Below are 18,226 nucleotides of genomic sequence, written 5' to 3'. Positions count from 1 at the left end.
ACGTTTTCATGAATGGCTGCAGCGATGGTTTTCATCTGGAATCTTCGCCCGGCAACCGCTTTCGTCGTTTATTAAGCAGTTTTTTCGTCTATTAAGCACTTCGCAAAGTAGACGACGGATTCTGTCTTGTTCGGCACACGGCATTTTGGCGGAATTCCGCCATTCTTAAATTCTGAGTGCAGGCGTTGCGACGTGTATGCCAACGCATTTTCGTCGAATGTGCTTAATAAAAATTCGCTGATATGAAGAGTCTGTTGAATGGGACTCGGTATTCGCAGAATAGCAGCAGGAACGAGCGCAACACAGCCATTGCGCATCACCGCGTATCACGCCCCAAGCTGCTGGGAGACCTCTTGGCACGCTTTGACCAAGGACGCTTCGCAGCGTTGCGCTTTGCCGGAGTCCATGCGGTATGACGGCACGAGGATGCTCATGGCGGCGACGGGACGGCCGGCGACGAAGATCGGGCTGGAAATCGCGGTGACGTCAGGCTCCACGCCATTGCGTTCGATGACGGATTCGCCGAATGCGACAGTTCCGGACAATACCTGGCCTGCTGCCGAACTCCGGGCGGGAATGGACTTGCCGACCCAGCTGACGTGGCGAATCGCCTGCGAGCACTCCTCGATGGCAATGTACAGGCAGTCGCCTTCCGCATTGCGCACCGCCAGATACACCGACTCGTTGATGTCTCCTACCACGGAACGCATCGCCGGCATCGCGATGCGCATGAGATTGCTGCGGCTGAGCACGCTCGCACCAAGTCGCAGCAGCTCCGTGCCAGCGTGGAACATGCCATCCTCATCCCGGCTGACGAAGCCGCGCTGCGTCAGCGAACGCAGGAATCTCAGCGCAGTGCTGGGGGAGAGATTCGCGGTTTTAGCGCAATCGACCAGAGAGCATCCACTGCTCGAATACTGTTCAGAGCACACTACCGTCAATAAATCAAGCGCCCTATCGACGGAGCGGATGGAGCTGTTGGAGTTCGTATCAGTATGCGTGGAGCCCATGGTATGTATCTCTATTCGTTCGAATGCCGGTAACCATTGTACGGTGACATCGAGAGCAAGGATGTGTTGTGTTTGCAGTCGCATGAGTGGCAGGCAATGGTGATAACAATTTACGTGCTCCGAAGTCGTTAGACGCAATCTCATTTCAGCTGCTGTCACATGAGCAGTCGCATAAGCCGTCACATAAGCAATGGCACCGATTGAATGTTTCCAATAAACGCATTTGTTTACCGCGTAGTAACAACACGTTTTCACTACATGAAAATTACAGCTGTTACGCTGACGAGCAACATCAAGGTACATAAGAGAGTTGCACGTATCGGGAGCTCGGCGCTTGATGCTGTCGCCAGCCGGAGCTGATTCGGCAAGACGGCTTGCCGTTCGTAGAAAGGAAGCAATCATGAACAACAGGCATATGCTTACCAGAGCGATCGCTCCAACCGCGGTTGCGGCTGTGCTGGCGCTCGCATTGTCCGGATGCGGCAACAGTTCAGCCTCTGATAGCGGGCAATCTGGCGACGGCACCTATACTGGCACCGTTTCCATCGCACATTCCTCATGGCTGGGTTTTGCGCCACTTGATTTGGCCGTGAAAAAGGGCTTCTTCGAAAAGCATGGCGCCAAAGTGAAGATCGAGGACATCGAAAGCAAGTCCGATTCCAAGAGCGCGCTTGCTGCCGGCCGCATTCAGGGCATTGCCACTTCTCTTGATACCGTGGTGCTTTCCAGCGCCGCAGGCATAGACTCCCAGGTCGTACTCGCATTGGACACTTCGGACGGCGGTGATGGCCTAATTGCGAAGAAGGACATCAAGTCGTTCAAGGATCTCAAGGGAAAGTCCATAGCATTGGACACTACCGGCGGCGCGAGCTTCTTCTGGTTCAACTATGTGGCCCAGAAGGAAGGCATGTCGATGAAGGACTTCAATGTGCAGTCGATGAGTTCCGGAGATGCCGGCTCTGCATTCGTGGCGGGCAAAGTCGACGCGGCCATGACCTGGCAGCCGTGGCTGGACAAGGCCGCATCCACCAGCTTCGGCAAGGTGCTGCTTTCAAGTTCTGATTACAAAGGCGTAATCGTGGATGCCCTGTGCCTTGACACCAAATTCGTCCACAAGTACCCCAAGACAGTGCAGGCAATCGTGGATGGGTGGGATGACTCGCTAAAATATATGAAGTCCAATCCGGATGATGCCTACACGATTCTCAACAAAGTGCTTGGCAGCGATGATGTGAACGCCACCAAGAAGGAGTACCAGACCGAAATCCAACTGTGGGACAAGGCTGCCAACAAGAAATACTTCGGTCAGGATGGCAAGGGTGACGCCTACAAGATTGCCAATTATGCGGCCCAACTATGGGTCGACACCAAGATGGCCGACACCAAGGCTGATGTGAGCAAGATTCTCAATCCTCAGTTCGTCCAAGGATGAGTTGTCTGACTGAGTCGTCTGACTGTGTGCGAGCGGCGCAGGGTTGTGATTGCAGTGTGCCCAGAGCGTCGCGATTGGAACAGAGAAACGCATGAGTGCTGGAAAGCAGGTATGAGATGGTGCCTATCGAAAGTGGCGAGAGGAAGCTGGCCTTCCCCGGCGAGGAATCCAGAATCAGGCCCGGAGGCGATGGCGGTGCAACGGCTGCTGCGAGCGTGAACGAACCGCTCCCGGCAGCACCGAAAATGACATTAGGACATCGCCTTCGAGAAGCGTTCACGCCGAAAGCCTCGATTGGCAAGGTCCCCACTGTGCTGCTTGGCGTTGCTGCATTCGTGTTGATTCTTGCGGTGTGGAGTCTGCTTTCCTATGGCGGGTTTGTGGATCCGCTCTTCCTGCCTTCGCCTGCTAAGACGTGGGCCTCTGCAGTTACCATGTTCTCCGGCGGCTTTGTCGTCGACATTTGGGCTACGGTGTATCGCGTGATGGGTGGCTTCATCATCGCTGCGGTGATCGGCGTTCCTCTTGGAGTGCTGGTCGGTGCCTACGCGCCTGTCTCAGCATTTCTATCGCCGTTGTTCTCGTTCCTTCGCTATATGCCCGCCTCCGCATTCATCCCGCTGTTCATTTTCTGGATTGGCTTGGATGAGAAGGAGAAAATGGCGATTATCATCTTGGGGTCATTGCCGCAGATCGTGCTTATGGTGGCGAACAACATCGCCTCCGTCGACAGAAGCCTCATCGAGGCGTCATACACGCTGGGCACTACGCGAGCAAGCGTCCTGTGGAAGATCATTTTCCATAAGACACTTCCCGATATCGTTGATACGCTGCGAATCGTGCTCGGATGGGCGTGGACTTATGTAATCGTCGCCGAGCTGGTCGGCGCATCCTCTGGAATCGGGTATACGATTCTGCAGGCGCAACGCACGGTTCTGGTCGGCAAGATCTTCGTCGGCATTCTGACCTTGGGCATCATCGGCCTGATTGTTGACAACGTGCTGGTGTGGGCATCCAAAGCATTGTTCCCGTGGCGTGAAGAGTGATCGGCTTCCAGCATGAACAGGGCAGATATGACAGACGACAGGGAAAAGGCGGCGCGATGACGCAGGAAACGTTGAAAGAGAACGGCGGCCAGAGCGTAATGGCTGCGAATGGCATGTGGGAAGGCGCGCCCGGCGACCCGATGCGAGACATCGTCATCACCGGAGTCACGAAGACCTTTCCGCCGCAAGGCAAGCGTGGCGCAGTGCAGGCACTTGACCGCATCGATCTGGTTGTCAAGGATCGTGAATTCGTCACTTTGCTGGGGCCTTCGGGCTGTGGCAAGTCCACGCTGCTGCGCATGATCGGCGGCTTGGAAACGCCTACCACAGGCACCATCACTCATAAGAACAAGGTGGTTGACGGCCCTGGCTCGGATCGCGGCATGGTATTCCAGTCATATACCTTGTTCCCTTGGCTTACCGTTCGCAAGAACATCCAGTTCGGCCTTGAACAGCAGGGCAAGGTCGACACCCCGCAAATCGAGCAGATCGCCGATTCTTATGTCGACCTGGTCGGCCTGCGTGGATTCGAGGATCTGTATCCCAAGTCGCTGTCCGGCGGGATGAAGCAGCGCGTTGCCATCGCGCGTGCGCTTGCCGCCAATCCCGATGTTCTGCTGCTTGACGAACCATTCGCCGCGCTGGATATGCAGACTCGCATTGTCATGCAGGAGCTGTTGCTGCGAGTGTGGCAGAAGTCGCCCACCACAATCGTGATGGTCACGCACGGTATCGATGAAGCCATCCTGCTGGCCGACCGCACGGTCGTCATGTCCGCAAGACCAGGCCGTATCAAGGAGATCATGGACATCGACATACCGCGCCCACGCGATTACGAAACCCGTAGAACCCCTGAATTCCTTGCATATCGCGACCACGCGGCTGACCTGATCCGCGAAGAAAGCTTCAAAACGGCCGAACAGGGCAAGTAAGGCCGTACATGGCCGGCAGCGTGTGGAATTCATATGTGTGACTTGCGTGGCAACCGGTCTTGATCGATGCGAATAGCGACGTGAATGGCGACGTGAATCGCAGAAAAAATTTGCAAACCAAGGAGAGCGCAATGGAACTGAACGACGAGGAATTGGCCATGCTCCACGGAGAATATGGCAAAGGCACGCAGTTGGCGATGAAAGTACAGGTGGCGATTGGCGAGGCGTTCGACGCGCCGCACATGGTGCCGGTTACCAAAACCCACGTTGCGTTGAGCAACCAGGAGGCCGACTTGTGGTTCGCCGAGAAGCTTGCCGATGCCGGTGCGGTGTGCCGTGTGCGGCCTACGGTCAATCCCAGCTTCAACTTGGAGCAGATGAACTGCATCTCACCGGTGGCGCCCGAGGATGCGGATATCGTCACGCGCACCGATAAGGCGTACCGCAGGCTTGGCGCGGTTATGACCTACGACTGCACGCCATATCTTGAGACGAATGTACCGCGTTTCGGCGAGATCACGTCATATTCCGAATCCAGCGCGACCCCGTTCGTCAATTCCATATACGGCGCGCGCACCAATCGCGAATCGGCGCAGAGCGCCCTGTGCGCCGCCATTACCGGCGTGGCGCCTCTGTACGGCTATATGCTCGATGAAAACCGGCGCGGCCAGGTGCTTGTCAATGTGGAAGCGGACATGCGTAATGACTTCTACTATTCAATGCTCGGCTATCTCACGCCGCGCCTGATCGGTTTCAAGGTTCCTGTGTTCGCGGGCCTGCCGAAGAACCCATCGCGTTCCGCGCTGATGAATCTTGGCGCAGAGCTCAATACCGGCGGAAACGTAGCCATCTACCACATCGTCGGATTCACGCCTGAGGCGCCTACCGTGGAAGCGGCGTTCCAAGGGCACGAACCGGATCAGGTCGTTACCATCACGCAGTCCGATTTGGAGAAGATGCGTGCCGAACTGACCGACCCGTACGGCACAATCGATTTTGCGTTATTCGGTTGCCCGCATATCACCATCGATCAAGTCGCAATGATTGCCAGCAAAGTGCGAGGGCGTAAGCTCGCCGTGCCGCTGTTCGCGATGACGAACTCGCTTACTCGCTCCACGGCGGAGAAGATGGGATATTTCGACGATATCGAACGTGCTGGCGGCTACATCATTGCCGATACCTGCATGGACCAGCCGTGCTGGAAATTCCTGTATGGCAAGAAGGGCGTGACCGATTCGCCCAAATGCGCGTATTACACCAAGCGACGCGATATGAAGTTCGTGATCACCGAGCTGGAAAGAGCGGTGGACGCGGCGCTTGTCGGCAGCATCGCAGAGCCCGGTGGTCCGGAGAAGCCAGAGTCCGGGTTGTCTGAATCTTCGAGCGCAATCGGCTCCGCGGCAGGTGTAGGCACGATGTCCGGTCCGTCCGAAGCTGAGTTCGCTGGTATTCGTGCCGGCTCTGGTGCCGCAGAGCGTAAGGCAACAACGCCTGGTACCTGGCGTTCGACGAAGCAGCCTATGGCGAAGATGGACGTAGCGCAAAAGGTGGGTGCATGATGAGCCAGGCGCAAGATATACAAGCCGGGGCGGCGATGGAGAAGACAGCAACGGAGGAGCCTGTGCAGACGGCCGAATACCAGTGCCATATGATATCCGAAGGCAAGGCAACCGGCAGAGTGCTGTTTTCGAAGGACCCGTTCTGCTTTTATCTGGTGGATCCGAAGAACGGCGTCGTGCTTGACAAAAACCATTGCCTCTATGGGCAGTCCATAGCCGATACGATTCTCGTTTTTCCCAACGGCTCTGGCTCTAGCGTGGTGCAGGCGGACGGCATGTATCAGCTCAAAATAGCGGGTACCGAGCCTCGGGCTATGGTGGTGCGCAATCTCGACACCACGCTTGTGGCAAGCGCGATCATCATGGAAAGCCCCTTGGTCAACAGGCTGCCTGAGGAATTCTATGCGAATACGCACGATGGCGATATCGTCACCGTGAATGCGACCGATGAGCTCGTTACCGTCGAAGCATCCGGATTGGGTGCGGATGGCGTCGCGGTTGGACTGGATGGAGCGAAAACAGCGGAGACAGAGGGATAGCATGGCGCATCTAGTGTGGGTTATTGACGAGGAGTGGGCCGACTACGATGCCGAAACAGCCGCGCTGCGTGCGTGGGATCCGAATGTAGACATCCGTTTCTCCGGCTATGACTACGCGACAGACCTTGATGAATTCGGCACGCGCGCAGACCTCATTCTTGCACAGGTATATGCACCATTGCCTGCGACGACCGTTGATCGGCTGGAATGCTGCAAAGGCATAGCCCTGTTCGGCGGCGGTTATGATCGCGTGGATGTGGAAACGGCTGCACGACGCGGTATCCCCGTCACGAATGTGCATGGCTACTGCGCTGAGGATTTGGCTGACTATGTGCTCGCTGCGATTTTCCGGCACTATAAGCCGCTTGACGGGTATACTCCTAAAATCGCCAAAGGCGAGTGGGGCGCGCCTGCGCTTGGGAACCCGCCGCATCGCCTTTCTGCATCTACCTTGCTGATTGTGGGCTGCGGGCGCATAGGCAGCACGGTGGCTGTGCGCGCCGGAGCCTTGGGCATGCATGTCATAGGCTACGATCCGCATCGCGACGCCGAGAAGCTGGCTGCGCGAGGCATAGCCAAGGTGGATGATCTGCATCAGGCGCTTGCCCAGGCCGACTATATTAGCGTCAACGCACGGTTGTGCGAGGAAACCACAGGACTGTTGGGAGCTGCTGAATTCGATTGCTGCAAACCGAGTGCGCTATTGGTCAACACATCTCGTGGCAAGGTGCTCGATGAGCCGGCGCTTATCGCAGCGGTTCGGTCCGGGCATTTGGCTGGTGCTGTGTTGGATGTAGTCGCCGATGAACCGCCGAGCGTCGACGATCCGATCTTGCATGTTCCCGGCATTGTCGTCACACCGCACGTTTCGTATATCTCGATTGAATCGTTTGCCGAGCTGCGGGAGCGCACCGTGCGCAATGGCATCGACATGGTGGAAGGCGGGCATCCCGCCGATATCGTCAACATGTGGCGATGTAGTAGTGAGGGAAGTGCCGGCAATCTCAAAGGTGAGGTAAGCCGGTGGCCTTCTTCCTTGATTCTTTGACGCGCACTATTTCCACATCACAAAACTTGAGTCGACTGCGCTCAAGTTTTGGGAATAGAATGGTGACTGTCTTGGTTGAACATATCAGACATTGATGTGATGCGCTGCGGACGCGCCTCGGGACGCGATTGCGATTGCGACCGGGGCCGGCTGCGGCGCTTGACGACGGAGGTTGATATGGAACAGAAGTTCACCACGATGGCCCAGCAGGCGATAGGCGACGCCATTCAGAGCGCGTCGGCGGCTGGCAACGCGCAGGTCGATACGCTGCATCTTGCGGACGCTTTGCTACGTCAGGAGAACGGCGTGGTTCCGGCGCTTATTCAGGCTGCCGGGGGCGATACGCAGCATATCGGGGCCGAGGTGCGCAATGCGCTGGTGGCGCTGCCGAGCGCCAGCGGCTCGACGACATCCCAACCGGATGCCAGTCGGCAGCTGTCGTTGGCGCTGACGCAGGCCGAGAAGGAAATGCAGCAGATGGGCGACGATTACGTGTCCACCGAGCACTTGTTGATCGGCATCGCGCAGGCCGCGCCGAATCGGGCCGCGGATATCCTCAAATCCAACGGCGTGACCGTTGAGGCGCTGCGCAAGGCCGTGCCGCAGATTCGCGGCGGCAAGAAGGTCACGAGCGCGGACGCCGAAGGCAATTACAAGGCTTTGGAGAAGTATTCGACCGATCTGACGGCGGCGGCGAAGGACGGCAAGCTCGACCCGGTGATCGGGCGCGATCAGGAAGTCCGTCGCGTCATGCAGATTCTGTCGCGCCGCACCAAGAACAATCCGGTGCTGATTGGCGAGCCGGGCGTCGGCAAGACGGCCGTGGTTGAAGGGCTGGCGCAGCGCATCGTAGCCGGCGATGTGCCGAGCACGCTGCAGAACAAGCGGCTTATCAGCCTGGATCTCGGCTCGATGGTGGCCGGTTCGAAGTATCGCGGCGAATTCGAGGAGCGGCTCAAGTCGGTGCTTGAGGAGATCAAGAACGCCGATGGGCAGATTATCACCTTCATCGACGAGATTCACACCATTGTCGGCGCGGGCGCTGCCGAGGGCTCGATGGACGCGGGCAATATGCTCAAGCCCATGCTGGCCAGGGGTGAGCTGCGCCTGATCGGCGCGACGACCTTGGACGAATACCGCGAGAACATTGAGAAGGATCCGGCGCTTGAACGCCGCTTCCAGCAGGTGTTCGTCGGCGAACCGAGCGTGGAGGACACGGTCGCGATTCTGCGCGGGCTCAAGCAGCGCTATGAGGCCCATCACAAGGTGACGATCGGCGACGATGCGCTCGTGGCTGCGGCCACGCTGTCGAACCGCTACATCTCTGGGCGTCAGCTGCCTGACAAGGCCATCGACCTGGTCGATGAGGCGGCGGCGCATCTGCGCATGGAGCTCGACTCTCAGCCTGAGGAGATCGATGAGCTGCAGCGCAAGGTCACGCGCCTGGAAATGGAGCAGATGCAGCTCAAGAAGGCGCAGGATCCGGCTTCGAAGGCGCGGCTTGAGAAGATCGAGTCCGATATGGCCGATGCGCGCGAGAAGCTCAGCGGATTGCAGGCGCGGTGGGATGCAGAGAAAGCCGGCCATAACAAGGTCGGCGAGCTGCGCGCCCAGCTCGATGCCAAGCGCGTCGAGGCCGACAAGTTCACTCGCGAGGGCAATCTCGAAGCGGCCAGCCGCATTCTGTACGGCGAGATTCCGGCGATTCAGAAGGAGCTTGCAGCGGCTGAGAACGCTGACGACGCTGCGGGTGCTGACGGTAGTGTGAGCGGCGCTGATGGTTCTGGTGATGGTTCTGGTGATGGAAGCGTGACTGGCGATATGCCTAGCAGCGAGCCGATGGTCCCGGACCATGTGGACGCCGATTCCGTGGCGGGCATCGTCTCCGAATGGACTGGCATCCCGGTGGGCCGCCTCATGCAGGGCGAGAACGAGAAGCTGCTGCATATGGAGGACGCGCTTTCCAAGCGGGTCATCGGCCAGAGCGAAGCCATCCGCGCCGTCTCCGACGCCGTGCGCCGCTCGCGTGCGGGCATCTCGGATCCGAACCGCCCGACCGGCTCCTTCCTGTTCTTGGGGCCGACCGGCGTGGGCAAGACCGAACTGGCGAAGGCGCTCGCCGACTTCCTGTTTGATGACGAGAAGGCCATGGTGCGCATCGACATGTCCGAGTACATGGAGAAGGCCTCCGTGTCCCGCCTGATCGGTGCGGCACCGGGCTACATCGGCTACGAAGAGGGCGGCCAGCTCACCGAGGCCGTGCGGCGCAGGCCCTACTCGGTCGTGCTGTTCGACGAGGTCGAGAAAGCCAATCCGGAAGTCTTCGACGTGCTGCTGCAGGTTTTGGACGACGGTCGCCTGACCGACGGGCAAGGCCGGACGGTCGACTTCAAGAACACGATTCTCATCATGACCTCGAACCTCGGCTCGCAGTTCCTCGTGCAGCCGGACCTCGATGACGACGCGAAGCGGATTGCGGTGATGGACGCGGTACACGCGCAGTTCAAGCCCGAATTCGTCAACCGCTTGGATGACCTCATCATCTTCCACCCGCTGACGCGCCAGGAGCTTGGCGGCATCGTCAGCATCCAGGTCAAGGAAGTCGCCGCGCGGCTCACCGACCGCCGCATCACGCTCGACGTGACCGACGCGGCCCGCGAGTGGCTGGCGAATATGGGCTACGACCCGGCGTATGGCGCGCGGCCCTTGCGTCGCCTGGTGCAGACCGAGGTCGGCGACCAGATGGCGCGCATGCTGCTGGCGGGCCAGGTGCACGATGGCGACACCGTGCTGGTGGACCAGACCGGCGGCGAACACCTTGAGCTGAGCACCATGCCCGAGGATCCGCTAAAAGAAAGCTGATTAACTGATTGACTATCTAAGTGCAAAGGGCTTGTGGCTGTGGAGTATTCCCAGTCACAAGCCCTTCCTAATGCCGCATTTTCCGAGATTATAACTGAATTACGCCCCCCCCCAACACGGTGTCGGATTCCTGGGGCAGGCCGGTTCGCGGAGGGCTAGCCCTTGGCTGGTGCTGCGAATCGCTCCAAAGCGAGCCAGGCCGCCGACATGATAAGTCCGGCGAGTATGAGCACGATTGAGGCGAACATGACGGCCAGCGCAAGGCGCGGCTGCGGGCCGAACACGATTTCGATGGCGAATGCCCAAGTGGCGACGAGCAAGACTGCAGGCACGACGATGCGCGAGATGCGGACTCGGCTTGCCAGCGCTCGTTCCTTGGCTGGCGACATTGTTTCCGCGTTGAATTGATGGCACAGCAAAGCCAGCGTTATGGCTACTCCCATCAGGGCGAAGCCCCATTCGTACAGTGCTGCGGGCAGCAGATTCGGCGCAATGCAGAGCACGAGGCTGTAGGCGTAGGAGAGCGCCGAGCCGAGCATCACCAGCGAATCAGTGTTGGCGACGCGATGCGACAGGGCCGCCCAGCCGACACGGTGAATCGGCCTGCCGCAGTAGAACAGAATCGGCGTGGCGAATATGGCGCGCAGCCAGACGCTCGTGACCCATGACGGCACGACGTGCGTATTCGTGGTGTCGAGCAGCGTCGTGGCAATAATCGCGAGGGTGAGCACCGCGCTCAGCAGCATGAGATTGCGGATATGACCGGTGTGTTCTAGGCCTGCCTCCGACATGCCCGAATGCTGATTGCCGCCGTTTTCTGTGGCATCGGTGGCGTTGTGGGCGGCTGTGGCATCGCTGACGGTGCCGTTGACGGCGTCACCGCGATTCTGGCCGAAAAACAGCCACAGCGTCAGCCATGTGAGGAAAATGGCCAGAACGATGGCTACGACGGCCATGAACAGATCGAATCCCACCGGTTCCTCCTTATGATTCCCAACTTCTTATCATCGCAGTTCGAGTGGCCACAGCCAAACGGATACGGTCGCTTGTTGCAAAATAAACGCATGCGCTTCGCTCGCGCGGGGTGTCGTGCGGCGCGGAGCTTTGTGCTGTGGCGTTGCGCTGAGGGCGCGGAGGCTGGTTTGTTGGGCTGGGCAGTGCCTAGAATGAACTGTAGGCATACCCTAGGAGGGTATGGGCAAATCCGAATCGTATATGCCATATGCTGTTCGGAGAGTCGGTAGCCGATGTGCCGAGCGCGTTATCGCTTCGCGAGGCATCGGCGCGGCGGCGAGTCGTCAGGGAAGGAGCGTGAGACAACATGCAGGGATACGGGGAGGACAAGGCCAAGGTGCTGGCCCGGCTGCACCGCGTCGAAGGGCAGGTTCATGCCATCGCGCAGATGGTTGAGGACGACAAGTACTGCATCGACGTGCTCACGCAGATTGCCGCAGCCAATTCCGGTCTTAAGTCGGTCGCGTTGCTGCTGCTTGACGATCACCTGAACCATTGCGTCCGGCAGGCTTCGGCGCAGGGCGGTGAAGTGGCCGACGAGAAGCTGGCCGAAGCCTCTGCGGCCATCGGCAGGCTGGTCAGGTCGTAGCGCGGTGAGGGTTGTGGCGGTGGGCTGTGGTGGGGTCGGTTATATAAAGACAATTGACTTTTAGAGGCTGATTGCCGGCTGTTGGGTGCTGGCGAAATCACGGTTGGGGTACTGTCGGCTTTGTCGGCCCCGCCCGTTTCGGCTGTTTTTGCGGCGTGTTTCCTGCGTCCACGGCATGCATTGTAATAGAACATATGTTCGATAATCCTGTAGTGCTGGTGATACTGATATTGCTCGTGGCGGCGTTAGCGCTGTTCGCGGGTTTTGTGCTGGGCAAGGCGAAGGGGCAGAATGCGGCGCGAGGAGCAGGCGATGAGCAGCTTGCCGAGCAGAAGGCGCTGAATGAGCAGTCAGTTCGCCAGGTCGGCGAGCTCACCGCGCGGTGCGCCCAGTATCGTGCCCAGTGCGATGGGCTGAACCAGCAGTTGTCTTTCGTCACCTCGCAGCTTGCGCAGGCGCAGCGCGCTGAGCAGATTCGCTTGGAGCATGAGCGCGAGCGTGCTGAAGCTGAGGCGAAGCGAAAACAGGAGGCGCAGGCCAAAACCTTGGCCGAGCAGAGCAAAGTGCTTTCCGCGCTTGCCCCGGTGCAGAAGAACCTCGATTCTCTGCAGCTCAAGGTCGCGCAGATCGAGGAAGGCCGCAAGCATGAGATGGGTGCGCTTGGCGAGCAGCTCAAAGGGCTCGGAGAGCAGCAGACCCGGCTCGACAAGGAGACCAGCTCGCTGTCCGCAGCACTGCGCAACAACAAGGTGCGCGGTGCTTGGGGCGAGGCCCAGCTCAAGAACATCGTGGAGTCGGCTGGTTTGCTGGAGCATGTGGATTTCGACACGCAGGTCGTCGTCACGGATCCGGAGGGTCATATTCAGCGCCCGGATATGGTCGTTCGGCTGCCTGGCGGCAAGTCGATTCCGATTGATGCGAAGGTACCGTATTCGGATTACCAGCGGGCTTGTGAAATATCCGAGACTGCGAGTCCCGAGGAGCTTGAACGTCGTAATGCTTTGCTGCAGGCACATGCCAAGGCTATGCGGGAGCATGTGAAAACCTTGGGAGACAAGGCGTATTGGAATGCCTTCGAGACTGCCCCGGATTTCGTCATCGCCTTCATTCCCAATGAGTCACTGCTGCAGGCAGCCCTTGAAGCTGACCCGACGCTGATGGATGATGCCTTCGCGCGCAAGGTTGCACTCACGTCGCCGGTCACCCTGTGGGCCGTGCTCAAGTCGGTTGCCTTCGCCTGGCAGCAGCAGAGTCTGACGGATGATGCGAAGAAACTGTTTGATCTTTCGCGTGAGTTGTACGAACGCTTCTCCGTGCTCGGCGACAAGGCCAACAAGCTCGGCACGGCCATAACGCGCACGGTAGGAGCCTACAACCAGTTCGCTTCGTCCTTGGAATCGCGCGTTCTGGTGACCGCGCGCAAGCTGCAGAAGATCGACCATACCAAGGTCATCGAGCCAGTTGAGCTGATCGACCCCGACAAGGCCAATCTGCGCGAGCTTACCGCGCCCGAGATCCAGCCCGAATCCGATGACTGAGTAGGAGAAGCGGGCGGTTTGCAGCGGTAATTGTGCTGCTTGTGCTGCTTGCCACAGCAGCCGATGCACGGCAGCAGGTGATGCGCTATGGAGTCGTTGTTGTCATGCATGGCAGAGATTCCGTATGCACTGAATTGTGCGAGGTTATGACGGTGAGGCGGGTTACGCTGGGCGTATGGATAAGGCAATAATGTCGAAATGGCGAAAGGGACTGCTATGAGCGCGGACGAACGAGGTGTGCTGCCGGAATCCGGGGATGGCGGGCAAGGCGCCGACGCCAGGATTGGTGTCGGCGGCAAGGACGAACTCAGGCAGATGCTGCGTGAAGCAGTGTTGGGCAAGCCATTCAGCGAATTATCCGCCGTGACCTTTGACCAGCGCGGCGTTGCGTTAGCTGGCGAGGCCGTGCTCGACGCTTTGCATGAGCGGGGTTTCAACTTTGGCGATTTCGATGCTGTAGGTGCTTTGACCGCTGCCGCCGTGCCGCTGGTCATTGCCGTCATGCATGCCGCCGCCAGCCAAGGGAAATCGCTTGATGGCTTCGTCATGGACTTCGTCTATCCGTCAATCAAAGGACCTTCGATTCGCGGCAAGCGTGTGATACTGCTTGATTCCTGGCTGTCCGAAAAGTCCTATGTACAGACGTCGTCATTGGTGACGCTGCGCAACGGCAACGAACTGAACCTCGATTTCAGCATCGTGGAACATGAGCAGGCTCAGGTGCTCGCGATAGTGACGCTGATTGGCGGTCTTGGCGCGAATGGCAGCACGAGTGGCGGCGCTGGCGAGGCTGCAGGCGATGGAATCGCGACCGATGAAGCCACAAAGGTCAACAAGTCCGGTTCTGTACACACAAGCGATGACGCTTCATCCGTCGAAGTCGTTGACACGGTAAACGATTCGCGGCATGCGGTGCCGTTCATCCAGGTATTCGAGGAGCGCGAGCTGCGGTAGCGGCGCGCATATACAGATACGAGTATATGAGGAGCATGGCATGAGGGAGCCGAACCCTATCACGGCAGCGGCAAAGGCTTCGGGCGAACCGGTTTTCAGGCAGATTGGCGTCGGCCCGTGGTCGCAGGAGCACCCCGACTCGCCGCGTCCTGATGACCCGGCAATTCCGGATTTTGTCAGCGGATGCTACGACGCGGCGCTGCTGGATGAAGGCGACCGACGCAATGTTCTGGACCGATACCGATACTGGACGGTCGAGGCGATTCGCGATGATCTCGATGTGCGCGGGCGGCACGGCTTTGAAGTCGCCGTGGAGAATTGGACGCATGATTTCAACATCGGCTCCATGGTGCGCACCGCCAACGCCTTCGCCGCCCGAACGGTGCATATCGTCGGCCCGCACAAGTGGAACCGCAAAGGCTCGCTCATGACCGAGCTCTACCAGCATGTCGAGCATCATCCGAGCATCGAGGAACTCGTGTCGTCATGGCGCGCGCAGATGCAGCGCGAAATCGATGCAGCCCGGCACAATGCCGATACTGCTGATGCTGACCGCAGCAACACCGACCGTGTCAACACCGACCACGACGACGTTACGGCGCAGCCGTGCGAAGGCCGCGTCGTCGCCTTGGATATCATCCCCGGCGCAGTGCCAATCGAGTCCTACCAGTTCCCCGAACGCTGCCTGATGCTTTTCGGAGCCGAGGGCCCCGGCCTGTCGAGCAAGGCGCTCGAACTGGCCGACGACGTGGTCTACATCTCGCAGTTCGGCTCAGTGCGCTCCATCAACGCCGGTGCCGCCGCAGCCGTTGCGATGCACTGCTGGATCGCCCAGCACGGCCGCGGCATCCAGCAATCCTGAGTCTTAAGTCCTAAGTCCCGAATCTTGGCTCACGTCTGACTCGTATCTGAGCCGACCCTCCCCCATGCCGTTCTCCTGCGTCACAACTCCCGCATGATTACGAGGGTTATGCGGGGCTTGTGATGTATAACCGGTCTGAAACGTCACAGCCCCCGCAGTAGGTTCAAGATAATGCGGGCATTGTGACGTATGACCGCCCATATACGTCACAACGCCCGCATAAGGATCGAGTTAGTGCGGAAGTTGCACCGTTTGCCTAGTCATCGAAGCTCTGCAATTCTCCGTAGTCTTCGCGCATGATGCAACCGAATAAATCCGTTACGCAATATGGGGGCAAACGAATAGGCGAAATAAAACTTCAGAATAATTGAGAATTGTGCCGCAGCGGCACACCGGCATCGCGAAGCTTGCGTATCATCGGCCAGATCTCTTTTGCTTCCTGATAATCGATGCGAACGATGGTGGTGACTCCAGCTCGGCGCAGAGCATCCTCGCGTTCCCGCTCTTCGTGCACGACCTGTCGCGTCGACTTCCAATCGGTCATGGATGGGTCGATGTATTTGCGCATGCCGTCAAATTCGGCGACGATAATTCTGCCATCATGCAATATCCACACAAAATCGACTCGGTACCGTTTATGGGGTGCTCTTGGATCGATGAACTCGACTTGCATGCGCGGCGGAACAAGACCGCCTTCGATCATCGTGGCGAAGCAGAATGATTCACCGCCGTTCTCGCAGTCACCGGTACCATAATGCAACAGCCGCAGTGCCGGCCCGCAGTCGCGATGAAGCTTGTCGCATAGGTCAAGAACCTGGTCGCGAGAACAGAAACCCCGCCGCAGAACTTCATTGAATACCGGCATCGCCTGGCGGAATGGGTAGAGCATCGCGCAATCCACCAGCATGCGTTCAGGCGTTACCACCGACAGCCCGTCGTGGCATATCGGTTGAAGATGAGTAACGAAGATTCTACGAATTGCACTGCTCGAATGGGCATTGGCCGAAGCGGTTGTAGCGATGGTCACGCATGCATCTGATAGTGAGCGGAAGCATTCGAGTCGGTAGACCGCGGCGGCGCTTGGACCGGTAAACACCCAATGCGGATGCAGCGAAGCCAAGGACCGCAACATATGCAAGGTTTGCTGATCAGAGCTGAGAGATGCCCAGTACGATTGCTCGGCGTAGAGCCCTCGGTGCGGACTGATGAACGTACCGCTGCGAACCCGCCGGCTCAGCGCGGCTCGCTGTGCGGCACCACCTGCATGCAGGCACATTCGCTGGGATTGTGCGGAACGGGACAGTTGCTCGATTTCGTTATTGACTCTCATAAGAACACGCTAAATGTGCACGTTTGCCGGCGTAAAGCCGTGCAGGGCAATGTGGTCGAAGGCTTTGCCTTTTTGATGATTCGGCGTGTCGCGACACTGACTATTGCATTGCGAGTGCGACATTACCTGCAAGATCCCATCTGCAAGGTCACATCCTTGATAGCGCCTAGCCGGAACTGAGTCACAACTCCCGCATGATTATGGGGGTTATGCGGGAGTTGTGATGTATGTGGGCGGTCATACGTCACAACTCCTGCAGCATCTCGAACCTACTGCGGGGGTTGTGACGTTTCGGGCTAGTTATACGTCACAACGCCCGCATAAGGGTCAAGTTAGTGCGGGAGTTGTGACACATTTCGGTGCACAGACTGGGTATTGGCAGCAGGAACAGACAGGAAAGGGGAGGCGGCAGTGGTAGGTAAGCGCAAACGGGCAGGATTCTAGGCAAGGTGGGTAAGTGGTGGGGGCGGCAGACAAAGGGCAGACTGGGAACAGCAAACAACGCGAAACGGCCTTAATCCGGCATTTGCAACGTGCGTGGGCTAGAGTGGTTAAGCATGATAACCATCGAAGGCGTCAGCAAGCAGTTCAAGGGCAAGATTGCGCTCGATCAGGTCAGCTTCACAGCGGAAGATGGCAAGGTCACGGGCTTCCTCGGGCCGAACGGCGCAGGAAAATCGACCACGATGCGTGCTGCGCTGGGGCTGCTCAAGCCTGATGCCGGGCGTGCGCTGATCGACGGCAAACCCTTCCGCGAGAGCGCGTCACCTATGGCGTTGGTGGGCGCGGTGCTGGATGCCAAGTCGGCGCATAAGGGCCGGTCGGCATACAGCCATCTGCTCGCGCTCGCCCTGACTAACGGCATTCCCAGGAAGCGTGTGGACGAGGTTATCGCGCTGACTGGCCTGGAGAGCGTGAGGAAGCGCAAGGCAGGGTCGTTCTCGCTGGGCATGAGCCAGCGGCTTTCGATTGCGGCGGCGCTGCTGGGCGATCCGCATAATCTTGTGCTGGATGAGCCGGTGAACGGCCTCGACCCTGAAGGCGTCAAATGGGTGCGCGAATTGTGCCGCTTCTACGCCAGTCAGGGCCGGGCGGTGCTGCTCAGCTCCCACTTGATGAGCGAGGTCGCGCTGACCGCCGATAATCTGGTGATCATCGGCCAGGGGCGCATCCTCGAAACGACTTCGGTCGACCGCTTCGTCGCAGAGCATTCGGCGCATGCGATTCGCGTCGTTACGCCGGAGCCGGACAAGCTCAGGAGGATATTCGAAGGCGCGAATCAGGTGCAGATCAGCGAGGCTACACGGCTGTCGTCCGACCCGGAGCGCGGCGCGGTGCTGCGCATCACCGGCGCGCAGTTGGAGCGAACCGCGCAAGTGTTCGCACAGGCCCAGCTGGTGACCTACGAACTCATCGAGGAGCGGGCTTCGCTGGAAGACGCCTACATGATGCTCACTCACAGCCAGGTGCAATACGTGACGCGCGAAGTTCCCGGCCAGGCGCCCGTGCAG

14 protein-coding genes and 1 pseudogene are annotated in these 18,226 nt (G+C 58.8%); 12 read left to right on the top strand and 3 right to left on the bottom strand.

The features are described 5' to 3' along the window. Positions 1-326: 326 nt before the first annotated feature. Positions 327-1,010 (bottom strand): IclR family transcriptional regulator, encoded by a 684-nt coding sequence (locus DDF78_RS11820; RefSeq protein WP_162000675.1) that lies wholly within the window; start codon positions 1,008-1,010, stop codon positions 327-329. 400 nt (positions 1,011-1,410) lie between these two features. Here DDF78_RS11820 and DDF78_RS03585 point away from each other — a divergent pair, with 400 nt between their 5' ends. The 7 genes from DDF78_RS03585 (at position 1,411) to DDF78_RS03555 (ending at position 10,428) form a co-directional block, all read left to right on the top strand. Beyond that, positions 1,411-2,442, top strand: coding sequence for an ABC transporter substrate-binding protein (locus DDF78_RS03585; RefSeq protein WP_202613191.1), 1,032 nt, complete (start codon positions 1,411-1,413; stop codon positions 2,440-2,442). Between the two features lie 116 nt (positions 2,443-2,558). Further along, on the top strand, positions 2,559-3,488 hold the full coding sequence (locus tag DDF78_RS03580) for an ABC transporter permease (protein WP_202613190.1): 930 nt from the start codon (positions 2,559-2,561) through the stop codon (positions 3,486-3,488). Between the two features lie 56 nt (positions 3,489-3,544). Next, positions 3,545-4,420, top strand: a complete 876-nt coding sequence (locus DDF78_RS03575) for an ABC transporter ATP-binding protein (RefSeq protein ID WP_237564531.1) — start codon at positions 3,545-3,547, stop codon at positions 4,418-4,420. Positions 4,421-4,551: 131 nt separating this feature from the next. Beyond that, positions 4,552-5,979 (top strand): aconitase X catalytic domain-containing protein, encoded by a 1,428-nt coding sequence (locus tag DDF78_RS03570; RefSeq protein ID WP_152580414.1) that lies wholly within the window; start codon positions 4,552-4,554, stop codon positions 5,977-5,979. Continuing rightward, positions 5,979-6,518, top strand: a complete 540-nt coding sequence (locus DDF78_RS03565) for an aconitase X swivel domain-containing protein (RefSeq protein ID WP_202613189.1) — start codon at positions 5,979-5,981, stop codon at positions 6,516-6,518. Before DDF78_RS03570 ends, DDF78_RS03565 begins: the two co-directional genes overlap by 1 nt. Position 6,519: 1 nt before the next feature. Continuing rightward, a complete protein-coding gene (locus DDF78_RS03560; RefSeq protein WP_152580413.1) occupies positions 6,520-7,566 on the top strand; it encodes a C-terminal binding protein in 1,047 nt (348 codons plus the stop codon). Positions 7,567-7,743: 177 nt separating this feature from the next. Further along, positions 7,744-10,428 carry an ATP-dependent Clp protease ATP-binding subunit gene (locus DDF78_RS03555; RefSeq protein WP_152580412.1) on the top strand — a complete coding sequence of 895 codons (2,685 nt, stop codon included), beginning with the start codon at positions 7,744-7,746 and terminating at the stop codon, positions 10,426-10,428. Positions 10,429-10,583: 155 nt separating this feature from the next. Here DDF78_RS03555 and DDF78_RS03550 read toward each other — a convergent pair whose 3' ends face one another. After that, positions 10,584-11,402 carry a hypothetical protein gene (locus tag DDF78_RS03550; protein ID WP_152580411.1) on the bottom strand — a complete coding sequence of 273 codons (819 nt, stop codon included), beginning with the start codon at positions 11,400-11,402 and terminating at the stop codon, positions 10,584-10,586. 347 nt (positions 11,403-11,749) lie between these two features. On the opposite strand from DDF78_RS03550, the gene DDF78_RS03545 reads away from it, so the two are divergent. From DDF78_RS03545 to DDF78_RS03530, 4 genes are all read left to right on the top strand, one after another. Then, positions 11,750-12,031: a metal-sensitive transcriptional regulator gene (locus DDF78_RS03545; RefSeq protein ID WP_152580410.1), complete on the top strand. Its 282-nt coding sequence runs from the start codon at positions 11,750-11,752 to the stop codon at positions 12,029-12,031. A gap of 194 nt (positions 12,032-12,225) precedes the next feature. Continuing rightward, positions 12,226-13,569 carry a DNA recombination protein RmuC gene (locus DDF78_RS03540; RefSeq protein ID WP_152580409.1) on the top strand — a complete coding sequence of 448 codons (1,344 nt, stop codon included), beginning with the start codon at positions 12,226-12,228 and terminating at the stop codon, positions 13,567-13,569. Positions 13,570-13,785: 216 nt separating this feature from the next. Next, a complete protein-coding gene (locus tag DDF78_RS12075; protein ID WP_237564530.1) occupies positions 13,786-14,523 on the top strand; it encodes an orotate phosphoribosyltransferase in 738 nt (245 codons plus the stop codon). 40 nt (positions 14,524-14,563) lie between these two features. Then, positions 14,564-15,385 carry a TrmH family RNA methyltransferase gene (locus DDF78_RS03530; protein WP_152580408.1) on the top strand — a complete coding sequence of 274 codons (822 nt, stop codon included), beginning with the start codon at positions 14,564-14,566 and terminating at the stop codon, positions 15,383-15,385. A 358-nt stretch (positions 15,386-15,743) separates the two neighbouring features. Here DDF78_RS03530 and DDF78_RS03525 read toward each other — a convergent pair whose 3' ends face one another. Further along, a complete protein-coding gene (locus tag DDF78_RS03525; protein ID WP_152580407.1) occupies positions 15,744-16,715 on the bottom strand; it encodes a hypothetical protein in 972 nt (323 codons plus the stop codon). A gap of 557 nt (positions 16,716-17,272) precedes the next feature. Here DDF78_RS03525 and DDF78_RS03520 point away from each other — a divergent pair. Further along, positions 17,273-17,972: pseudogene (locus DDF78_RS03520) on the top strand (ATP-binding cassette domain-containing protein); the annotation flags it as partial. Between the last annotated feature and the right edge of the window lie 254 nt (positions 17,973-18,226).

The organism is Bifidobacterium tibiigranuli, assembly GCF_009371885.1.
In the GTDB taxonomy this organism is placed as follows: Bacteria; Actinomycetota; Actinomycetes; order Actinomycetales; family Bifidobacteriaceae; genus Bifidobacterium; species Bifidobacterium tibiigranuli.
Note: the sequence above shows the minus strand (reverse complement) of the source record. Positions and strands in the feature narration are given on the sequence as shown.

Bases quoted from the DNA above. Each gene is read 5' to 3' on its own strand.
- DDF78_RS03540 (WP_152580409.1), top strand. From the start codon at position 12,226: ATGTTCGATAATCCTGTAGTGCTGGTGATACTGATATTGCTCGTGGCG.
- DDF78_RS03555 (WP_152580412.1), top strand. From the start codon at position 7,744: ATGGAACAGAAGTTCACCACGATGGCCCAGCAGGCGATAGGCGACGCC.
- DDF78_RS03570 (WP_152580414.1), top strand. From the start codon at position 4,552: ATGGAACTGAACGACGAGGAATTGGCCATGCTCCACGGAGAATATGGC.
- DDF78_RS03525 (WP_152580407.1), bottom strand. From the start codon at position 16,715: ATGAGAGTCAATAACGAAATCGAGCAACTGTCCCGTTCCGCACAATCC.
- DDF78_RS03575 (WP_237564531.1), top strand. From the start codon at position 3,545: ATGACGCAGGAAACGTTGAAAGAGAACGGCGGCCAGAGCGTAATGGCT.
- DDF78_RS03530 (WP_152580408.1), top strand. From the start codon at position 14,564: ATGAGGGAGCCGAACCCTATCACGGCAGCGGCAAAGGCTTCGGGCGAA.
- DDF78_RS03545 (WP_152580410.1), top strand. From the start codon at position 11,750: ATGCAGGGATACGGGGAGGACAAGGCCAAGGTGCTGGCCCGGCTGCAC.
- DDF78_RS03585 (WP_202613191.1), top strand. From the start codon at position 1,411: ATGAACAACAGGCATATGCTTACCAGAGCGATCGCTCCAACCGCGGTT.
- DDF78_RS11820 (WP_162000675.1), bottom strand. From the start codon at position 1,010: ATGGGCTCCACGCATACTGATACGAACTCCAACAGCTCCATCCGCTCC.
- DDF78_RS03560 (WP_152580413.1), top strand. From the start codon at position 6,520: ATGGCGCATCTAGTGTGGGTTATTGACGAGGAGTGGGCCGACTACGAT.
- DDF78_RS03565 (WP_202613189.1), top strand. From the start codon at position 5,979: ATGAGCCAGGCGCAAGATATACAAGCCGGGGCGGCGATGGAGAAGACA.
- DDF78_RS03580 (WP_202613190.1), top strand. From the start codon at position 2,559: ATGGTGCCTATCGAAAGTGGCGAGAGGAAGCTGGCCTTCCCCGGCGAG.
- DDF78_RS12075 (WP_237564530.1), top strand. From the start codon at position 13,786: ATGAGCGCGGACGAACGAGGTGTGCTGCCGGAATCCGGGGATGGCGGG.